The sequence below is a fragment of the Rugamonas rubra genome, assembly GCF_900114705.1.
Taxonomy (GTDB): Bacteria; Pseudomonadota; Gammaproteobacteria; order Burkholderiales; family Burkholderiaceae_D; genus Rugamonas; species Rugamonas rubra.
Genome location: NZ_FOTW01000015.1, coordinates 182626 through 202256, shown reverse-complemented (window position 1 = coordinate 202256; position 19631 = coordinate 182626). Strand labels below are relative to the sequence as shown.

The window sequence follows — 19631 nt, the reverse complement described above, 5'->3', positions numbered from 1 at the left end:
CGGCCGATGGTGTTGCCGTCCGGCGTGATGTAGGTGGCGTTTTCCAGGATGTCGGCCGGGTCGACGAAGTAGACCTCGTGCGGCTGGTAGTTGGACGAGTTGGTGTCGTAGTACTTGGGGTTGTTGCCATGGTGGTACCAGCTCGGCAGCACCATCTCCTTGGTCTCGTCGACGGTCTGCACCTTTTCCACGGTGATGTTCTCGCGGATGTTGTTGAGGCTGGCCGCGTTCAGGGTCAGGTCCTTGGCCGCCTCGATGGTCGAGGAGACGTTGTTGACCAGGCCGACGGCGCCGCCGCCCGCGCCGCCGGCCACCGTCAGCGAGCCGGCGCTGTAGATGGTGGCGCCGGCGGTGTTGTTGAGCTGGTCGGCGACGTTGAGGCGCATCTCCGCGCCGCTGGCGCCCAGCAGGGCCGCCGCGCCGCTGTTGTTGAGGTTCTGCGCCGTCAGCAGCAGCTTGCCGCCGACGACGGCGTTGCTGTTGTCGATGGTGCCGCCGCTGCTCAGCTCGACGGACGTGCTGCCCTTGATCTCGCCGGCGTTGCCCAGGTTGCCGGCGGTCTTGACCACCACCTTGTCGCCCTGCATGACGGCGCCGGCGTTGTTGGTCACGTTGCGGCCGGACAGCGTGAGCTGGCCCACCGCCTCGAACTTGGCCTGGTTGACGATGTCGCCGCTCACGCTCAGGCTCAGGTTGTGGTTGGCGCGGAACTGCTGGCCGCCGGCCTGGGTGTAGTCGCCGTCCATGCTCAGCGCCAGGTCGCGCCCGCCGAACAGCTCGCCGATGCCCTGCATCGCCTTGGTCGTCACGCTCAGGTCGCGGCCGGTGGTGATGTGGCCGCCCTCGTTGCTCAATTGCTCGGTGCGCAAGGCCAGGTCGGCCTGCGCGTCGGCGCCGGTGCCCAGGGTGCCGCCGTTGTTGTTGATCTGCTTGACGGCGATCTCGGCGTGGCCGCCGGAGACGATCTTGCCGCTGTTGTTCAGGCTGGCGCCGGCCTGCTTGAAGCTCAGCGTGCCGGCGCTATTGATCTTGCCCTGGTTGTCGAGCAGCGTGGTGACGGCCAGCTCCATGGCCAGGCCGGCAGCGATGCTGCCGCCGGCGCCGTTGCGCAGGGTCGGCGTCGACAGCTTGAGCTTGCCGTTGCCGCCGATGGTGCCGTTGTTGTTCAGCTCGGTCTTGCTGGCCACCAGCGTGTCGCCGGCGCCCAGGTTGACGATGCGGCCCGTGCCGTTGTCGATGCGCTGCGCGCTCACGCTGAGCGCGGCGGCGGCGCCCACGGCGGCGATCACGCCGCCGTCGTTGCCCAGCGTGCCGGCGACGTCCAGTTGCAGGTCCCGGCCGGACTGGATGGTGCCGCCGGCGTTGTCGAGCTTGCCGGCCAGGGCCAGCACGGCCTTGCCGTCGGCGACGATCTTGCCGCCCCGGTTGCTCAAGTCCTTGCTGGTGAGCAGCAGGTCGGCGGCGGAGTCCTTGGCCGTGGCGATCTGGCCGCCGTCGTTGTTGACGCTGTCGGCGACGATGGTGGCGGCGCCGCCGGCGAGGATCTGGCCGCTGTTGCTCAGGCGCGCGGCGGCCTGGTCGAAGCGGACGCCGGCGGCGCCGCTGATGGCGCCGGCGTTGTCGAGCTGGGCCGCGATGGCCAGCTCCATGTCGCCCACCGCCGTGATGCTGCCGCCGCTGCGGTTCTGCAAGGTCTGGGCGCGCAGTTCCAGCTTGCCGTTGGCGGCGATGCCGCCGCCGCTGGTGATGGCGCTGTCGGCGAGCAGCGTGGTGTCGGCGCTGCCGACGTTGACGATGCGCCCGCTGCCGTTGTCGATGCTCGACGCCTGCAGCCGCAGCGCGCTGGCGCCGCCGAGCGCCTCGAGCGCGCCGCCGTCGTTGCTCAACACGCCGGCGGCGTTCAGCCGCAGGTCGCCGCCGGCCTGTACCGTGCCCCGGCTGTTGTCGAAGGCGCCGCCGCTGTCGAGGTTGGCGTCGCCGCTGGCCAGGATCTTGCCGCCGACGTTGCTCGCGCTCTGGGCGCGCACGCTGATGGCGGCGCCGGAGCCGGTGGCGGTGGCGATGCTGCCGCCGTCGTTGTTGAAGCTGGCGGCGGCGAAGCTGGCTTGGCCGCCGGCCACCATGCTGCCGTTGTTGTTGAAGCTGGCGCCGCTCTGGTTGAAGTTGAGCGTGCCGCCGCTGCTCACGCTGCCCCGGTTGTCGAGCCGCTGGCCGAAGGCCAGCTCGACGCTGCCGGCGCCGGCCAGCTTGCCGTCGGCGCCGTTCAACAGGGTCTGGCCGGACAGCTCCAGGCTGCCGTTGCCGGCGATGGTGCCGTGGTTGCTCAGGCCGGTCTGGCTGGCCACGCGGGTGGCGCCGTGGCCGACGTTGACGATGCGGCCGCTGCCGTTGTCGAGCGCGCCCACCTGCAGGTCCAGCGTGGCGCCGGCGCCGAGCGCTTCGACGACGCCGCCGTTGTTGCTCAACGTGCCGGCCGCCGCCAGGCTCAGCCTGTCGCCGGCCTGCAGGGTGCCGCCGCTGTTGTCGACGGCGCCGGCGACGCTGAACACGGCGTCGCCGCTGGCCAGCATGCTGCCGCCCCGGTTGCTCAGGCTCGCGCTGCTCAGCGTGATGTCGGCGCCGCCGTTGCGGGCGGTGGCGATCTGGCCGCCGTCGTTGTTGAAGGCGCCGGCCAGCAGCGTGGCCCGGCCGACCGAGACCATGGTGCCCCGGTTGGCCACCTGGGCCGTGGCCTGGGCGAAGTCCAGGCGGCCGCCGCTGCTGACGGCGCCGGCGTTGGCTAGCCCTTGGCCGACGTCCAGCAGCAGGTCGCCGGCCGAGGCGATGCTGCCGCCGGCCTGGTTGTCCAGCGTGGCGGCGGCCAGCGCCAACGCGCCGTTGCCGGCGATGGTGCCGGAGTTGAGCAGGCTGGTGCGCGCGCCCACCGTGGCCGCGCCGCTGCCGACGTTGACGATGCGGCCGGCCGTGTTGTCGACGGCGCCGGCCTGCACGCTCAGGCTGCTGGCGGCCGAGGCCGCCTCCAGCAGGCCGGCGCTGTTGTTCAGCGCGCCGCCGGCGGCGACCGCCAGGTCCTTGCCGGCCTGCAAAGTGCCGTGGCTGTTGTCGAAGGCGCCGGCGATGTCCAGGCCGGCGTCGCCGCTGGCGATCACGCTGCCGCCCCGGTTGCTCATGCTGGCGCTGCGCAGGGCGATGGCGGCGCCGGAGTCCTTCAGTGTCAGCAGTTGGCCGCCGTCGTTGTTGAACACGCCGGCGGCGATGCTGGCCTTGCCGGCCGAGACGATCTGGCCGCTGTTGTTGACCTGCGCCGTGGTTTGGCTGAAGTCCAGCGTGGCGCCGCTGTGGATGGCGCCCAGGTTGTCGAGCCGCTGGCCGAGCGCCAGGTCGAGCGCCTGGCCCGAGGCGATGGTGGCGCCGGCCCGGTTGAGCAGGCTCTGGGCGGCGACGTCGAGCGCGCCGTTGCCGGCGACCAGGCCGCCGTTGTCGAGCGCGCCGTCGGCCGCCACGCTGGCGTGCCCGCCGCCGACGTTGACGATGCGTCCGCCGTTGTTGGCGATGCTGCCGGCGCGCAAGTCCAGCGTGGCGTTGGCCAGGGCCGCCTCGATGTTGCCGCCGCCGTTGTCGAGCGCGCCGCCGGCCGCCAAGGCCAGCGCGCGCTGCGCCTGCACGGTGCCGCCGGTGTTGTCGAGCGCGCCGGCCAGCGTGAAGGCGGCGGCGCCGTCGGCCAGCATGCTGCCGCCGCGGTTGCTCAGGCTGTGCGCGGCCAGCGTCAGGTCGGCGTCCGAGCCGCGCACGGTGGCGACGTGGCCGCCGTCGTTGTTGAAGCTGCCGGCCAGCAGGCTGGCCTTGCCACCGGCGACGATGTTGCCGCTGTTGTTGACCAGCGCCGTGGCCTGCGCGAAGCCGAGCTCGGCGCGGCTGCTGATGTCGCCCTGGTTGTCGAGCCGCTGGCCGACGTCGAGCGCCAGCCCGGCGCCGGCGGCGATGCCGGCGCCGGCGCTGTTGCGCAGCGTCGCCGCCGCCACGGCCAGCGCGCCGTTGCCGGCGATGGTGCCGCTGTTGAGCAGCTCGCCGGCGGCGCCGACGCTGGCCGCGCCGACGCCGACGTTGACGATGCGCCCGCCGATGTTGGCCAGGCTGCCGGCCCGCACTTGCAGCCGGCTGGCCGCGTCGGACGCCTCGACCAGGCCGGCGCTGTTGTCGAACGCGCCGGCGGCGGCGATGCCGACGTCGCGGCCCGCCTGGATGGTGCCCTTGCTGTTGTCCAGCCCCTCGGCAAGCGCGAAGGCGATGTCGCGGTCGGCCTGCATGCTGCCGCCCCGGTTGCTCAGGCTGCCGCCGGCCAGCGCGATGTCGGCGCCGGACTGTTTGAGCGTGGCGACCCGGCCGCCGTCGTTGTTGAAGCTGAGCGCGGCCAGCCGCATCGCGCCGGCGGCGAAGATCTGGCCGCCGTTGTTGACGCGCGCCGTGCTTTGGCTGAAGTCGAGCCTGGCGCCGCTGTCGATCCGGCCGAGGTTGTCGAGCTGCTCGGCCACGCCCAGCGTCAGCGCGCCGGCGGCGGCGATGCTGGCGCCGGCGCGGTTGTCGACGCTGCGCGCCTCCAGCGCCAGCGCGCCGTTGCCGGCGATGGTGCCGCCGTTGAGGATGGCGCCGCTGGCGGCCACGGCGGCGTTGCCGGCGCCGACGTTGACGATGCGCCCGGCGCTGTTGTCGATGTCGGCGGCGCGCACGGCCAGCGTGGCGTCGGCGGCGCGCGCCTCGACCAGGCCGTTGTGGTTGTCAAGGGCGCCGGTGGCGGTCAGCGCCAGATTGTGCCCGGCCTGCAGCGTGCCTTGCGCGTTGTTGACGGCGCCGTTGATGGTGAACAGGGCGTTGCGGTCGGCCTGGATCAGGCCGTTCTGGTTGCTCAGCCCGCCGCTGGCGATGGCGATGTCGCCGCCGCCGCCCTTCAGCGTGGCGATCTGGCCGCCGTCGTTGTTGAGCAGGCCGGCGCTGTCGACGCCGAGCTGGCCCTTGGCGACGATCTTGCCGGCGTTGACCACGCCGCCGGCGCCGCTGCCGATGTGCAGCGCGGCACCGCTGTTGATGTTGCCCTGGTTGTCCAGCCGTTGGCCCAGCGTCAGGTCGAGCGCCTGGCCCGAGACGATGGCGCCGCTGGCGCTGTTGACGGCCAGCGCGGCGCTCAGGCTGAGCGTGCCGTTGCCGGCGATCAGACCGCTGTTGTAGAGGTAGCCGGCCGCCTTGACGCTGCTCGCGCCGCCGCCGGCGTTGACGATGCGTCCGCCGGCGTTGATGATGGTGGCGGCCGCCACCGCCAGCGCGCCGTCGGCGCCGACCGCCTCGATCAGGCCGGCGCTGTTGTCGAGCGCGCCGCCGGCGGTGATGCGCAGGTCGCGTCCGGCCTGCAGGGTGCCGCCGGCGTTGTTGACGGTGTCGGCCACGGTCAGGCCGGCGCTGCCGCTGGCGATCATGCTGCCGCCCTGGTTGTCCAGGGTCGCGCTGCTGATGGCCAGGTCGGCGCCGCTGCCGGCCACGGTGGCGATCTGGCCGCTGTTGCGCAGCGTGCGCGCCAGCAGCGTGGCGTCGCCGCCGGCGAAGACGCGGCCCGTGTTGTCGACCTCGGCCGTCGCCGCGCCGAGCCGCATGGCGCCGCCGCTGTCGATCAGTCCGGCGTTGTCCAGCCGTCCGCTGACGGCCAGGTCCATCCGCTGCAACGAGCTCAGCAGGCCGTCGTTGCTCAGCCTGTCGGCGACCAGGTCGAGGTCGCCGTTGGCGCTGATCTGGCCGCCGTTGACGATGCTGCTGGCGCCGATCTCGGTGGCGCCGTTGCCGCTGTTGACAATGCGCCCGGCGTTGTTGTCGATCGAGCCGGCATGCAGCCGCAGTTGGCTGGCGCCGCCCGTCGTCTCGACCAGGCCGCCCCGGTTGAGCAAGGCGCCGGCCGCGTCGACGACGATGTCGCGGCGCGCCTGCAGCACGCCGTTCTGGTTGTCGAGCTTGCCCGCCGTGGCGTTCAGCGTGGCGTCGCGGTCGGCCACGACGACGCCGCCATGGTTGCTGATCGACGCCGCGCTCAGGCGCAGGTCGCCGCTGCCGCCGTCGGCGGTGAGGAGGCGGCCGGCGTCGTTGTTGACGCCGGCCACGGCCACCTCGAGGTTGTGGCCGGCGATGATCTGGCCGCTGTTGTTGAGCTGGGCCCCGGCCTGCAGGAAGTCGAGGTCGTGGCCGCTGCCGATGTTGCCCCGGTTGTCCAGTTGCTCGCGCACTGCCAGCGACAGGTCGGCGCCGGCCAGCACGTTGCCGGCGGCTTGGTTGTCCAGTGTCGCGGCGGCCACCGCCAGCCGGCCGTTGGCACCGATCAGGCCGCTGTTCAGGATCTCGCCCCGGCTGGCGACGCTGGCGTCGCCGCCACCGGCGTTGACGATGCGTCCGCCGCTGTTGTCCAGCGACGCCGCCCGCAGACCCAGCGTGGCGGCCGCGCCAATCGCCTCGAGCACGCCGCCCTGGTTGTCCAGCTTGCCGCCGGCGCTCAACTGCAGCGCCGCGCCGGCCTGCACCACGCCGCCGTGGTTGTCGACGGCGCCCGAGGCGCCCACCGTGGCCGCGCCGCTGGCGACGATCTTGCCCTGCTGGTTGTCCAGCGCGGCGCTGTCCAGACCAAGGTTGCGGCCCGCCGTCAGCGTGCCGCCGTGGTTGTCGAAGGCGCCGGTGCGCAGCGTGGCGTCGCCGCCCACCTGCCAGACGCCGTCGCGCGCGCTGGTGGCGCCGCTGGCCAGGTGCAGGTCGCCCAGCACGGTGAGCTTGCCGGCCGCGCCGCCGATGCTGCCGCTGTTGAGCGTCAGGCCGGCGGCCGTCTCGATGAGTCCGCTGTGGTTGTCGAGCGCGCCGCCCACGCTCAGCCGCGCCGCGCCCGCCCCGGTGGGGGCGTCGGCGGCGGCGCCGGTCTGGCGCAGCACGCCGCCGCTGTTGTCGGCCGCGCCGCCGACCTGGACACCGAGCCAAGCCGCCTGAATCAAGCCCTTGCTGTTGTCGAGCCGGCCCACCTGGGCGTCGAGGGTGCCGCCCACCAGCAGGCGGCCGGCGTGGTTGTCGAAGCCGTCGACGCGGGCGCTGAAGTCGTGCGCCACGTTGATCTGGCCGTCGCGGTTGCCGAAGTCGGCGCCGCGAAGGGTCAGCTTGTCGACATTCAGGCGGCCACCGGCGTTGTCCAGCGCGCCCGCGTCGAGCGCGACGGCACCGCCGGCGACGATCTGGCCGGCGTCGTTGTTGATGCCGCCGGCCACGCGCAGCGTGCCGTCCGCCACCGGTTCAGGTGCCGGCGTCGGCGGCACGGCCGCGCCGTCGGCCGGCTTGGCCGGCGTCGCAGGGTCGGTGCCGGCGCCGCCGTCGCCCGCGTTTGTGCCGCTTCCCGCGCCCGTGCCTGTGCCTGTGCCTGTGCCTGTGCCTGTGCCTGTGCCTGTGCCTGTGCCTGTGCCCGTGCCCGTGCCTGTGCCCGTGCCGGCGCCGGTCCCGCCACCGTCGGCGGCCGCCGCAGCCGGCGCGCCGATTTGTCCGCCATGGGTGTTCAGCACGCTGGCGGCCTGCACGGCCAGCGCCGCGCCTCCACTCTGCAGCAACTTGCCGGCCTGGTTGTTGAAACCGCCGGCCGCGCTACTCAGCGCGAAACTGCGCGCCTGCATGGTGCCGCCGGCGTTGTCGATATCGCCCTGCGTCGTCAACTCGGCCGTGCTCGCGCTGTTGAGCATGCCGCTGTTGCGCACGCTGGCGGCGCGCGCCCGCAAGGCCTGGGCGTTGAGCGTGCCGCTGTTGGCCAGCTCGGCCGCCGATTCCACCGCCAGGGTCTTGCCGGCGTTGACGACGCCGCTGTTGGCCAGCGCGCCGCCGCTGCGCAGCGTGACGTCCGCCGCGCCGTCGATCTTGCCGCTGTTGGCGATGCCCCCGCCCGTCTGCACCTGCAGCAGCGCGCTGGCCGCCAGGCTGCCGCTGTTCTCCAGGCGTCCCTCGCTGGTCACCACCAGCTCGCCGGCGCCGGCACCGATGCTGCCGGCGTTGCGCACGCCGACACCGGCCTCGGTGCCGACCAGGGTGATCTTGTTGGCGTACATGCCGCCCAGCAGGCTGGCGTCGACGCCGTAGCGCGGCGCCACGCCTTCGGCGGCGGCCGGCAGCGCCGTGGCGCCCTGCGCGGCGTCGACCTGGTTGGCGCCGCTGAGCACCGTCAATTGCTGCGCCCACAGGCCGGCGTTGACGCTGAGCGAACGGGCGATCAGGTAGGTGTAGTCGGTCTGGCGCGCGTCCAACCCGGCGCCCTGGATGCTGATCTCGCCGCGCTGCACGCGGTAGCCGTCGATCGCGCCGTCCCTGAGCAGCGGCGCGCCGGTGCTCAGCGTGGCGCGGCTGACGTTGATGAAGCCGGCGCCGTCGACGACGATGCCGGCCGGGTTGGCGATCACCGTCTCGGCGCGGCTGCCGGCCACCTCGATGTAGCCGCGCAACTGGCTGGGCGCGCTGGAATTGACCTCGTTGAGGATCACCCGGGCGCTGCCGTGGGCCATCCAGGGGTTGCCGTCGATCCAGCCGCCGAGCTGGGTCTGCACCGGCGTGCGCGAATTGTTCAACACCGCGCCGGTCTTCGGCACGTCGAACCGGCTGTAGACGTTGCGCGACACGCCGGCCGCGCTGGGCGTCTGCACGTTGACCTGCAACACGCCGTTGGCGGCGTTCAGCACCGTGGCCTGCTGGCGTCCGGCGGCGGCGGGATCGGCGACGATCTGCGCCGCCGCCATGCCGGCGGCCAGGCCGCTCAGGCCGAAGACGCCGAACAGCGCCAGCGCCAGCGCGCGCAGCCGCGTCGCCAGTGCGCCGGCCGGGCCGCCCGGCGCGCCACCCGACGCCGCCGCGCCCTCGCCCATGCCCTTGCCGCTGCTGCGCGCGTTTTCCGCCACGGCCATGACCATGCCACGGGCTTTGTTGAAGATGATGCGATAGCGAAGTTTGTTCATGTCGGTTCCATTGCGTTCAAGCGCGGGGGCCGTGCGGCACAGTGCCGCCGGCGGGATTAATCGATGTGGTGGGTATGCCGGATGTGCGCGGAGTGCTGGCCGTGGCTAGTAGGCGTAGTTCAGGCTGAAGCCGCCGGCCACGGCGGCGCTGCGGAAGTGTTCCGGCTTGCGCACCGGCTTGCCGGCGAACAGCTCATACTGCAGGCCGTGCGACTGGCCGCGCCAACCCAGCGCGGCGCCGGCCAGGCTGGTGCCGGCCAGCAGCGCCGCGCTGCGGCCGGCCACCTGGCCGTAGTCCAGCGCCAGGTAGAGCTGCTGGGCGCCGCCGCCCGGGTTCCAGCTCAGCTCGTTGCGCAGCAGCCAGCCGCGCTCGGCCGACAGGCTGGTCTCGCCGTCGAAGCCGCGCACCGTGTAGCGGCCGCCGATGGCGAAGCGGTCCTGCGGGATCAAGGTGCTGCGGTTCCATTGCGCGCGCCAGTTGGCCTGGTACTGCAGCTTGGCGCCGGCCAGGCCGAACGGCAGCGCCAGGCTGGCGTCGGCGCTGACCAGCGTCGGCCGCGAGGTGCCCTCGTCGAACTCCTCCTCCGGCGCCGGCAGGGTGCCGAAGGCGTGGGTGCCGCGCTTGTAGAGCAGGTTGGCGTCGAGCGTGGCGTCGCCGATGAACTCCTTGTGCGTCAGGCCCAGCTCGAAGCCGCCCATCTGGCGCCGCTGCACCCGCACCTCGGTGTCGTCGATGAAGTTGGCGCTGCGCCGCTGGTAGGCGCGCAGCGCCAGGCCGCTCTTGCGCGCCGCGTCGCGGTACAGCACGCGCGCCAGCTTGAGCTCGACATTGCGGCTGCTGCCGCTGTAGATGTAGGTTTGGTTGGCGCCGGCGATGGCCTGGTGGTAGCGGTAGTCGTTGGCGGTGCCGGACAGCAGCCAATAGCCGAACGGCGCCGAGAGGTGCAGCGCGTAGCTGCGCGTGCCGTGCCGGCCGCGCTGGCGCGCGCCGCCCAGGTCGCGGTTGGCGCTGACGTAGAACAGCTCCTGCCAGCCCAGCAGATTGTCCAGCGACAGCGTGGCGCCGCCCTGGTATTTTCCAGTGCTGTCGCTGCCGCTGTCGTCGGCCGACAGGTTCAGCCGGGCCGGAAAGGCCTGCCGCCACTTGATCAGCAGGTCGCTTTCGCCGGGCTGCTCGCCGGGCACGATCTCGATGTCCGCCTCGGCCGTGGGCACCCGCTTGAAGTTCTCCAGCGCCTGCTCGATGTCGCGCAGGTTGAGCAGGTCGCCGGGCCGCGCCGGCAGCGCCGTGGCGTAGGAGGCGCGCGCCGGGGCGGCGCCCTCGGCCGGCGCGGCGAAGCGGATCGCGCGGATGCGGCCGGGCACCAGCGTCAAGGCCAGCTCGCCGGCGCGCAGGTCCTGCGGCGCCGCCAGCACGCGGCTGGTCACGTAGCCGGCGGCCACCAGCGCGTTCTGCACCTTGCCGATCACCGTGTTGATGCCGGCCGTGCCCAGGCACCGGCCGTTGGCGTCGCGCGCCGCCGCCAGCGCCCAGTCGAAGCGTGCCGCCTCGTCGCCGCGCAGCACGATGTGGTGGATGGGGAAGCACGGCGACTCGTCCGGCGGATAGCCGGCGGCGACCGTGGCGGCGGGCCGGGGCAGGCGCACGTCCGGCCGGCCCTCGGCCGCCTGCTCGCTCTGGGCCCGCTCCTTTTGTTGTTGTCGCAGCAATTGTTGGGCGGCGATGTCCGGTGAAACCTGGGCCAGCGCCTGGGCGCTGGCGATGCCGGACAGCAAAGCTACGCTGTACAGCAGTTTACTTGGGTGTTGCATTATTGCCTTGCGGAATTATTAATTGCGTTGGAGTGTATACAATTAATTTCCATGGGGCAATATCAATTATTTGATTTGCCTTAATTCCTGTCATATTTGACAGGATGCCTCTAATTTCGGCAAGCTGCCCGCAGCGCCCTCACAGCCGCTGCCACCCCTGCGCCACGCCCAGCAGATGCACCAAGCCAAAACCCAGGCAAATGAGCGAACTCCACAGCGCGAACGGTGTGGCCGCGCCGGTGGCTTGGTGTGAAGTCCCGGCACAAATTCTACTGGAATTTTCAACAATGTTTCTTTGAAGGAGTATTTCCAATGAAATTGGTATTTTTGCACTGTTGTGGCGCCCGCGCCGCTATAATTCGCCGATTCTTACACCACACTCGGGAACAACATGCTGCACCACATCTCCATCGGCGTCCGCGACCTGGCCTTGGCCAGCGAATTCTATGACGCCGCCCTCGGCGCGCTCGGTTTCCGCCGCGTCTTCGAGGACGACACCGCCACCGGTTACGGCCTGGAGGAAGACAAGGACCTGTTGTGCCTGAAGCTGCGGCCCGACGCCACGCCGCCCGGCGCCGGCTTCCACCTGGCCTTCGCCGCGCCCACGCGCGCGGCGGTGGACGCCTTTCACGCCGAAGCGCTGCGCGTCGGCGGCAAGGACAACGGCGCGCCCGGCCTGCGCGAGGACTACGGCGACCACTACTACGCCGCCTTCCTGGTCGACCCGGACGGCCACCACATCGAGGCCGTCATCAACCGCCCGCTGGCCTAGTACTCCGGCGCTGTCCGCTGGCCAGACTGGCGGAGCGGTGCCGCCATCAGGGTTCCGGCCGGCGGTGGCGCAGCGCGTGGGCGGCCTCGCGCATTTGCACCTCGGCCAGCGCCTCGTTGCGCTCGAAGCCCATCGAGCCGTCGCGCAGACCGAGCGCCATGGCCATCACCGCCTCGGGATACTCGAGGTCGGCCGCCTTCTCGATCCAGCGGCGCGCCGCCAGCTCGTCGCGTGCCACTCCCTCGCCGACCAGCAGCAGGTTGGCCAGCACGAACATCGCCGCCGGCACCTGGCGGTTGGCGGCGAACTCCAGCCAGCGCGCCGCCGTCCGGCTGTCGCGCGCCACGCCCATGCCGTTGCGGTACATCAGACCCAAATAATAGGCCGCCGCCGGGTCGCCCGACTTGGCCGCGCCGCCGAACAAGGCCAGCGCCTTCGGCCAGTTGGCCGGTATGGCCGGGGTGCCGCGCAAATACTGCTTGGCCTGGTCGAGCGCTGCGGCGGCCAGGACGCCTCCTGCGCCATTGGTTGACGGCGCGGCGCCGACCACGGCGCTGGACTGCTGCGCCCCGCCTGCGGCGCTGGCGGACGCCGGTGCCAGCGCAGCCAGCAGGGCCAGCGCCGCGACGGCGCGGCGGGCCGCCGGCGCCATCGCCCGGCGGCTTGTCGCGCCCCCTCCTTGGCTCGGCATCGGCTGCGTCATTTGGACAGGTCCACCGTGTACAAAGCGAAGCCCTTGCCGCCGCCGTCGTCGGCGCGCAGCAGCGACACGTTGTCCAGTCCCGCGTCGCGCGCCAGTTCGAGCATGCCCGGCGCCGAGTGGAACACCACCGGCCCGCGCGTCGTCGTGCGGGCGAAGCGCCAGCTGCGGCTGGCGCCGTGCTCGGCGCGCTTCAGCTCCTTGGCCGCCTGGATGTAGGCGATCAGCACGTCGCGGCTGTTGTCCGGCGAGGCCAGCACGGTCTTGCTGCCGTCCAGGCCGGGAAAGCCGCCGCCGCCGCTGGCGCGGAAGTTGTTGGTGGCGACCAGGAACTCCTGCGCCGCCATCACCGGCTGGCCGCGATAGCGCAGGTCGCGGATGCGTTGGCCGGCCGGCTGCGTCACGTCGATCTGGTAGCGCACGTCGGCGCTGGTCAGCATGTCGAAGTTGAAGCCGGCGAAGGCGCTGTTGACCAGCTCCTGCAGCGCCGTCTGCGTCGGGTCGATGCGGTTGAAGCGCTCGGCGCCCTTCTCCAGCCAGGCGGTCAGCTCGGCACCGTTGACCTTCACGCCGTACAGCGCGTTCGGATACAGGTACAGGTCGGCGGCGTTGTTCAGCGCCACCGCGCCGGCCGCCACGTCGGTGTAATCGCCCACGCCGGCCGCGCCGGTCTTGAACGGCGAGGCCATCGACAGCACCGGCAGCCCGGCGTACTGCGGCAGGTTGGCCTTGATGTAGTTGGCCAGGTAGGCGCCCTGCGCCTGGTTCACCAAGGTGATCGCGCTGGCGTCGCCGACGTCGGCGAAATAGGTCGACATGCGGAAGTCGCTGCGCCCGATCGGCGTCTTGACATACGCGATGGTGGCCTGGTGCTCGGCGGCGACCAGGGCGGCGAAGGCCGGATCGGCGGCGACGAAGCTGCGGTCGGCGTTCTGGATGGCGCGCGCCTCCACCGTGGTGCGCGTTTTGTCCACCACCCAGGTCTTGCCGTCGTGGCGCAGGCGCAGGCCGATCACGCCCAGGTGCTTGCCCCATAAATTGGCCATCACCGTCGGCACGCCGTGCACCGTGCCCTTGACCTTGTCGACGCCGGGCAGGTTGAACTGCGGCACCGTGCTGGCGGCGTTGGGGAACAGCTGGTGCGAATGGCCGATCAGCAGCGCGTCGACGCCGGCCACCTGGGCCAGGTGATAGCTGCCGTTCTCCATCGCCGGATCGTAGGGGCTGTCGTCCAGGCCGCCGTGCGAGATCGCCACGATCAAATCGGCGCCGCGCGCGCGCATCTCGGGAATGTACTTCTGCGCCGTCTCGCGCACGCCTTCGGTGTAGACGCGGCCGGCCAGCCAGTGCTTGTCCCAGTCGAGGATGACGGGCGGCGCGAAGCCGATGATGCCGACCTTGACGACCGCATCGACCGGCCGGCCGTCCGGGCCGCTGGCGCGCACCCGCTTGTCGATGATGCGGTAGGGCTCGAACAGCGGCCGCCGCGTCTTGCCGCTGTAGACGTTGGCCAGCACCAGCGGGAACTGCGGCCCGGCGCAGCGCGGCGCGGCGGCGTCGACGCCGTCCACCTCGAAGCGGCTGCCGGTGACCCGGCCCAGATAGGCCAGGCCGTAGTTGAACTCGTGGTTGCCGATGCCGCCGCCCTCCACGCCGAGCAGGTTCATCGCCTGGTAGATCGCCAGCGCGCGCTCGCACGGCACTGGCGCCACCAGCGCCTGGTAGTCGGCCAGCGCGCTGCCCTGGATGGCGTCGCCGTTGTCGAGCAACAGCGTGTTGGCGAACTCGGCGCGCGCCTGGCGCACCAGCGTGGCGGTGCGCTCCAGGCCGATGGCCGGCTCGGCCTTGAGCTTGTAGTAGTCGTAGCCGAGCACCGTGGCGTGCAGGTCGGTGGTTTCGAGCAGGGCCAGCGTGGCCTCGCTGCCGGCCGCCGGCGCGCGCGGCTGCCCGGCGCAGGCGGACAAGGCGGCGGCGAGCAAAACGGGCAGAACAGTGCGGCTTGGGCTGGGGCGCATGAACGGACAGGGCGGATTCTTGAGTAGCAGCATGATACGCAGTGCCGCCCGCCGCATCAAGTTCGTTCTGTCGAGCCCGGCATTGGTTTTTACACAAGCCTGGCGCATCGCCCGTTGAAACAGCTTGCACGGCGGCGCCCCCGGCAGTGGCGCGCTCGCGTATAATCTAGGGTTTGATTTCTGCATAGAAAAGATAAGCCATGGAAGCCGAACGCATCAACGCCCTCTCCGCCCTGCTCGCCGATCTGACGACCCGCGAAGCCGAACTACGGAGGTATCTTTGACTTCGATACCAAGTCAGAGAAACTCGAACAAGTCAACGAAGAATTAGAAGACCCGACCGTCTGGAACGATCCCAAGCGCGCCCAGGACCTGGGTAAGGAAAAGAAATCGCTCGAGTCGATCGTCTTCTCCCTGACCAAGGCCGACGCCGACCTGCGCGACACCGCAGACCTGTTCGCCATGGCGCGCGAGGAGCAGGACGACGACACGCTGGAAGCCATCATCGTCGACGTCGAGGACATCAAGAAGGTCATCGAGGGCATGGAGTTCCGCCGGATGTTCAACAATCCGATGGACCCGAACAACTGCTTCATCGACATCCAGGCCGGCGCCGGCGGCACCGAGGCGCAGGACTGGGCCTCGATGCTGTTGCGCCAATACCTGCGCTATTGCGAACGCAAGGGCTTCAAGGTCGAGATCATGGAGCAGTCCGACGGCGAGGTGGCCGGCATCAAGACCGCCACCCTGAAGGTCGAGGGTGACCACGCCTACGGCTTCCTGCGCACCGAGACCGGCGTGCACCGTTTGGTGCGCAAGTCGCCGTTCGACTCGGCCAACGGCCGCCACACCTCGTTCACCTCGCTGTTCGTGTATCCGGAAGTGGACGATTCGATCGACATCGAGATCAACCCGGCCGATTTGCGCGTCGACACCTACCGCGCCTCCGGTGCCGGCGGCCAGCACATCAACAAGACCGACTCGGCCGTGCGTCTGACGCACATGCCGTCCGGTATCGTCGTGCAGTGCCAGAACGACCGCTCGCAGCACCGCAACCGCGCCGAGGCGATGGAAATGCTCAAGGCCAAGCTGTACGAGGCCGAGCTGCGCAAGCGCATGAGCGAGCAGCAGAAGCTGGAAGACTCCAAGACCGACGTCGGCTGGGGCCACCAGATCCGCTCCTACGTGCTGGACCAGTCCCGCATCAAGGACCTGCGCACCAACTTCGAGACCGGCAACACCAAGGGCGTGCTGGACGGCGACCTCGACGAGTTCATCTCCGCATCCCTCAAGCAAGGCGTATAACGATGACCCAAGCACAGCGCGCATTCATCTTCGACATGGACGGCACCATCGTCGACAACATGGCCTTCCACACCAAGTCGTGGCTGGCCTTCTTCGAACGGCGCGGCCACACGGTCGACGCCGACGAGTTCTTCCGCGCCACGGCCGGCCGCCAGGGCCACGAGATCATGGCCCACTACCTGGGCGGCCACCTGACGAAGGAAGAAAGCGCGCTGCTGGATTTTGAAAAAGAATCGCTGTACCGCGAGCTGTACGCGCCCCACCGGGCCACCGTCAAGGGCTTCGACGCGCTGATCGCGGCGGCCAAAAGCCGCCGCGTGGCGCTGGCCGTGGCCACCGCCGCGCCCAACGACAACATCGTCTTCACGCTCGACGGCCTGGCCCTGCGCGGCCACTTCGACGCCGTCGTCGGCGCCGCCGACGTCGCCCGCGGCAAGCCCAACCCGGACGTGTTCCTGCTGGCGGCCCAGCGCTGCGGCGCCGCGCCCGAGCACAGCATCGTCTTCGAGGACGCCCCGCTCGGCGTCGAGGCGGCGCGCCGCGCCGGCATGCGCGCGGTGGTGCTCACCACCACCCTGCCGGCCGAGGCCTTCGCCGAATTCGACAACGTGATCTGCGTCGCGCGCGACTTCAGCGAGCTCGACGTCGAGCAGCTGTTCGGCCTGGGCGCCGACTTCGCCGCCACCGCGTCCACCATTTAAATACTCACCTCAACCAAGCACACACCATGACCACGGAACAAGATCAAGCAGCAGCGCAGGCAGCGCCGGACGAAAACAAAATCATCGCCGAGCGCCGCGTCAAGCTGGCCACCCTGCGCGAGCAAGGCATCGCCTTCCCCAACGACTTCCGCCCGCAGCACAAGGCCGCCGCCCTGCACGAGCAGTACGCCGGCAAGAGCCGCGAAGAGCTGGAAGCCGAGCCGATCACCGTGGTGCTGGCCGGCCGCATGATGCTCAAGCGCGAAGCCGGCAAGAAGGCCGCCTTCGCCACGCTGCAGGACGCCTCCGGCGCCAAGGCCGACGGCCGCATCCAGATCTACGCCACGCTCGACCTGACCGGCGAAGCCGCCATGGCCGCGCTGCACCACTACGACCTGGGCGACATCCTCGGCGTCACCGGCACCCTGTTCAAGACCAAGACCGACGAACTGACCATCAAGGTTAGCGAGCTGCGCCTGATCACCAAGTCGCTGCGTCCGCTGCCCGACAAGTTCCACGGCCTGGCCGACCAGGAGACCAAGTACCGCCAGCGCTACGTCGACCTGATCATGAACGAGGAAACGCGCCGCACCTTCAAGGCGCGCACCGCCGCCATCTCCTCGATCCGCCGCTTCATGGAAAAGAACGAGTTCATGGAAGTGGAAACGCCGATGCTGCACACCATTCCCGGTGGCGCCGCGGCCAAGCCCTTCACCACCCACCACAACGCGCTCGACATGCAAATGTTCCTGCGCATCGCGCCCGAGCTGTACCTGAAGCGTCTGGTGGTGGGCGGCTTCGACCGCGTGTTCGAGATCAACCGCAACTTCCGCAACGAAGGCGTGTCGATCCGTCACAACCCCGAATTCACCATGATGGAGTTCTACGCGGCGTACACCGACTACAAGTGGTTGATGGACTTCACCGAGGCCGTCATCCGCCAGGCCGCCATCGACGCCCACGGCACCGCCACGCTGACCTACGGCGGCCGCGAGCTGGACTTGGCCAAGCCCTTCCACCGCCTGACCATCGTCGAGGCGATCAACAAGTACGCGCCCGGCTACACGCCCGAACAGCTGACCGACGCCGAGTTCATCAAGACCGAGCTGGCGAAATTCGGCGTCAAGCCCTTCGCCACCGCCGGCCTGGGCGCGCTGCAACTGGCGCTGTTCGAAGAGACCGCCGAAGCCCAGCTGTGGGAACCGACCTACATCATCGACTACCCGGTCGAAGTGTCGCCGCTGGCGCGCGCCTCCGACACCGTGGCCGGCATCACCGAGCGCTTCGAGCTGTTCATGGTCGGCCGCGAGATCGCCAACGGCTTCTCCGAGTTGAACGACGCCGAGGACCAGTCGGCCCGCTTCCTGGCCCAGGTGGCCGCCAAGGACGCCGGCGACGAGGAGGCGATGTTCTACGACGCCGACTACATCCGCGCGCTCGAATACGGCATGCCGCCGGCCGGCGGTTGCGGCATCGGCATCGACCGCCTGATGATGATCATCACCGACTCGCCCAACATCCGCGACGTGCTGCTGTTCCCGCACCTGCGCCGCGAAGAGTAAGCGCTGGCGTCAGCCATAAGAAAAGCCGCCCGACTGCGAAGCCGGGCGGCTTTTTTCATTCCTGCACGGGACGGCGGGGCCTCACCGACACCCCGAGGCGCATGCCCGGGGTCTGACCCCGTACGGGGTCAGACCCCTGCGGTTCCGGGGTAAAACTCCGCCAACGCCAAGCCTACTGGATCACCCGGTAGCAAGGCGTGTAGGCCTTGCCGGCCAGCTTCATCCGATGCTGCACCACGAAGGAGGCCAGCAGCGCGTCCATTGGCCCCATGATCGCGGCGTCGCCGTGGATCTCGAAGTGGCCGTACTTCTCGATGGCGCGGATGCCCTCGTCCTTGACGTTGCCCGCCACCACGCCGGAGAAGGCGCGGCGCAGGTTCGCCGCCAACAAATGCACCTCCTGGTTCTTGTGCAGGCTCAGGTTGCGCATGTTCTCGTGGGTCGGCGCGAACGGGCGCTGGAACTCGTGGTCGATCTTCAGCAGCCAGTTGTAATAATAGGCGTCGCCGCGCGACTTGCGGAACTCGCGCACCTGCTTGATGCCGGCCTGCATCTCGCGCGCCACCAGCTCGGGATCGTCGATGATGATCTTGTAGCGCTGCTGCGCCTCCGGCCCCAGCGTGTCGCTGATGAACTGGTTGATCTGCACGAAGTACTCGCGCGAGCTTTCCGGCCCGGTGAAGATCAGCGGGAACGGGATCTCGACGTTGTCCGGATGCAGCAGGATGCCCAGGATGTAGAGGATCTCCTCGGCCGTGCCGGCGCCGCCGGGGAACACCACGATGCCGTGGCCGGTGCGCACGAAGGCCTCCAGCCGCTTCTCGATGTCCGGCATGATAACCAGCGAGTTGACGATCGGGTTGGGCGACTCGGCGGCGATGATGCCCGGCTCGGAGATGCCCAGGTAGCGCCCGGTCTGCAAACGCTGCTTGGCGTGGCCGATGGTGGCGCCCTTCATCGGTCCCTTCATCGCGCCCGGGCCGCAGCCGGTGCAAATGTCCAGGCCGCGCAGGCCCATCTGGTAGCCCACTTCCTTCGAGTAGTTGTACTCGGCGCGGTTGATCGAGTGGCCGCCCCAGCACACCACCAGGTTCGGGTTGAGCAGCGGTTTCAACACGTTGGCGTTGCGCAGGATGTGGAAGACGGCGTCGGTGATGCCCTCGGTGCCGTCGAGGTCGAACTTCGGATTGTCGGTCACCTCGTTGCTGACGAAGACGATGTCGCGCAGCACGGCGAACAGGTGCTCGTGGATTCCTTTGACCATCTTGCCGTCGACGAAGGCGATGCCCGGCGCGCCCTTGATGTCGAGCTTGATGCCGCGCTCGCGCTGGACGATGCTGATCCCGAACGATTTGTAGCGCTCCAGCAGTTCCTTTCCATCGTCGATAGTGCTGCCGCAGTTGAGCACGGCCAGTGCGCAATTGCGGAACATATTATAGAGGCCGCCCTGGCTAGTATCGAGCAGCTTGTTGACCTCGGCTTTGGAGAGCACTTCCAGCTGGCCCTCGGGCGCGATCAGGGTATCGACAACGTCATGTTCCATAGTACAGAAATCCTTATTCAGTTCATTCCAACACTTGTATTTGTCCCACGCTTGCAATGCCAATATACGACAACTCAGCCCGTTTGGGGCCGGAGATTGCACATTCGCACCACCCGGCGCAGCGGACCGCTTCTCTAGCACAAACGATACTTTTTCGCAGGGCCGCCGCCAAAAGCTGTGTCGGCAACGTTTTGTAGATTAAAATGCTCGCCTATTGGGAAC

Annotated in this window: 9 protein-coding genes; 4 read left to right on the top strand and 5 right to left on the bottom strand. The window is 69.8% G+C overall.

Annotation, left to right across the window (positions count from 1 at the left end):
* A partial coding sequence (locus BM252_RS16870) for a two-partner secretion domain-containing protein (RefSeq protein ID WP_093388829.1) occupies positions 1 to 8999 on the bottom strand: 8999 nt, incomplete at its 3' end.
* A gap of 105 nt (positions 9000 to 9104) precedes the next feature.
* Positions 9105 to 10811, bottom strand: a complete 1707-nt coding sequence (locus BM252_RS16865) for a ShlB/FhaC/HecB family hemolysin secretion/activation protein (RefSeq protein WP_093388828.1) — start codon at positions 10809 to 10811, stop codon at positions 9105 to 9107.
* 391 nt (positions 10812 to 11202) lie between these two features.
* Here BM252_RS16865 and BM252_RS16860 point away from each other — a divergent pair, with 391 nt between their 5' ends.
* Positions 11203 to 11583: a VOC family protein gene (locus BM252_RS16860; protein ID WP_093388827.1), complete on the top strand. Its 381-nt coding sequence runs from the start codon at positions 11203 to 11205 to the stop codon at positions 11581 to 11583.
* 46 nt (positions 11584 to 11629) lie between these two features.
* Here the strand turns inward: BM252_RS16860 and BM252_RS16855 are convergent, their stop codons facing one another.
* Positions 11630 to 12286, bottom strand: a complete 657-nt coding sequence (locus BM252_RS16855; RefSeq protein ID WP_245774303.1) for a tetratricopeptide repeat protein — start codon at positions 12284 to 12286, stop codon at positions 11630 to 11632.
* On the bottom strand, positions 12283 to 14298 hold the full coding sequence (locus BM252_RS16850) for a bifunctional 2',3'-cyclic-nucleotide 2'-phosphodiesterase/3'-nucleotidase (protein WP_093388843.1): 2016 nt from the start codon (positions 14296 to 14298) through the stop codon (positions 12283 to 12285). The genes BM252_RS16855 and BM252_RS16850 overlap by 4 nt, the downstream gene beginning before the upstream one ends.
* Before the next feature lie 200 nt (positions 14299 to 14498).
* Between BM252_RS16850 and prfB the strand changes: the two genes are divergently transcribed.
* The 3 genes from prfB (at position 14499) to lysS (ending at position 17866) form a co-directional block, all read left to right on the top strand.
* Positions 14499 to 15603, top strand: a protein-coding gene (gene prfB, locus BM252_RS16845; protein ID WP_139236553.1) for a peptide chain release factor 2 whose coding sequence is annotated in 2 segments (ribosomal slippage) — positions 14499 to 14579 and positions 14581 to 15603 — 1104 coding nt in all. Because the reading frame shifts where the segments join, the coding sequence is not laid out codon by codon here.
* Positions 15604 to 15605: 2 nt separating this feature from the next.
* Positions 15606 to 16304: an HAD family hydrolase gene (locus BM252_RS16840; RefSeq protein ID WP_093388824.1), complete on the top strand. Its 699-nt coding sequence runs from the start codon at positions 15606 to 15608 to the stop codon at positions 16302 to 16304.
* 26 nt (positions 16305 to 16330) lie between these two features.
* Positions 16331 to 17866 (top strand): lysine--tRNA ligase, encoded by a 1536-nt coding sequence (gene lysS / locus BM252_RS16835; protein WP_093388823.1) that lies wholly within the window; start codon positions 16331 to 16333, stop codon positions 17864 to 17866.
* 172 nt (positions 17867 to 18038) lie between these two features.
* Here lysS and ppnN read toward each other — a convergent pair whose 3' ends face one another.
* On the bottom strand, positions 18039 to 19409 hold the full coding sequence (gene ppnN / locus BM252_RS16830; RefSeq protein ID WP_093388822.1) for a nucleotide 5'-monophosphate nucleosidase PpnN: 1371 nt from the start codon (positions 19407 to 19409) through the stop codon (positions 18039 to 18041).
* Positions 19410 to 19631: the final 222 nt, after the last annotated feature.

Bases quoted from the DNA above. Each gene is read 5' to 3' on its own strand.
- BM252_RS16865 (WP_093388828.1), bottom strand. From the start codon at position 10,811: ATGCAACACCCAAGTAAACTGCTGTACAGCGTAGCTTTGCTGTCCGGC.
- BM252_RS16860 (WP_093388827.1), top strand. From the start codon at position 11,203: ATGCTGCACCACATCTCCATCGGCGTCCGCGACCTGGCCTTGGCCAGC.
- BM252_RS16855 (WP_245774303.1), bottom strand. From the start codon at position 12,286: ATGACGCAGCCGATGCCGAGCCAAGGAGGGGGCGCGACAAGCCGCCGG.
- BM252_RS16850 (WP_093388843.1), bottom strand. From the start codon at position 14,298: ATGCGCCCCAGCCCAAGCCGCACTGTTCTGCCCGTTTTGCTCGCCGCC.
- BM252_RS16840 (WP_093388824.1), top strand. From the start codon at position 15,606: ATGACCCAAGCACAGCGCGCATTCATCTTCGACATGGACGGCACCATC.
- lysS (WP_093388823.1), top strand. From the start codon at position 16,331: ATGACCACGGAACAAGATCAAGCAGCAGCGCAGGCAGCGCCGGACGAA.
- ppnN (WP_093388822.1), bottom strand. From the start codon at position 19,409: ATGGAACATGACGTTGTCGATACCCTGATCGCGCCCGAGGGCCAGCTG.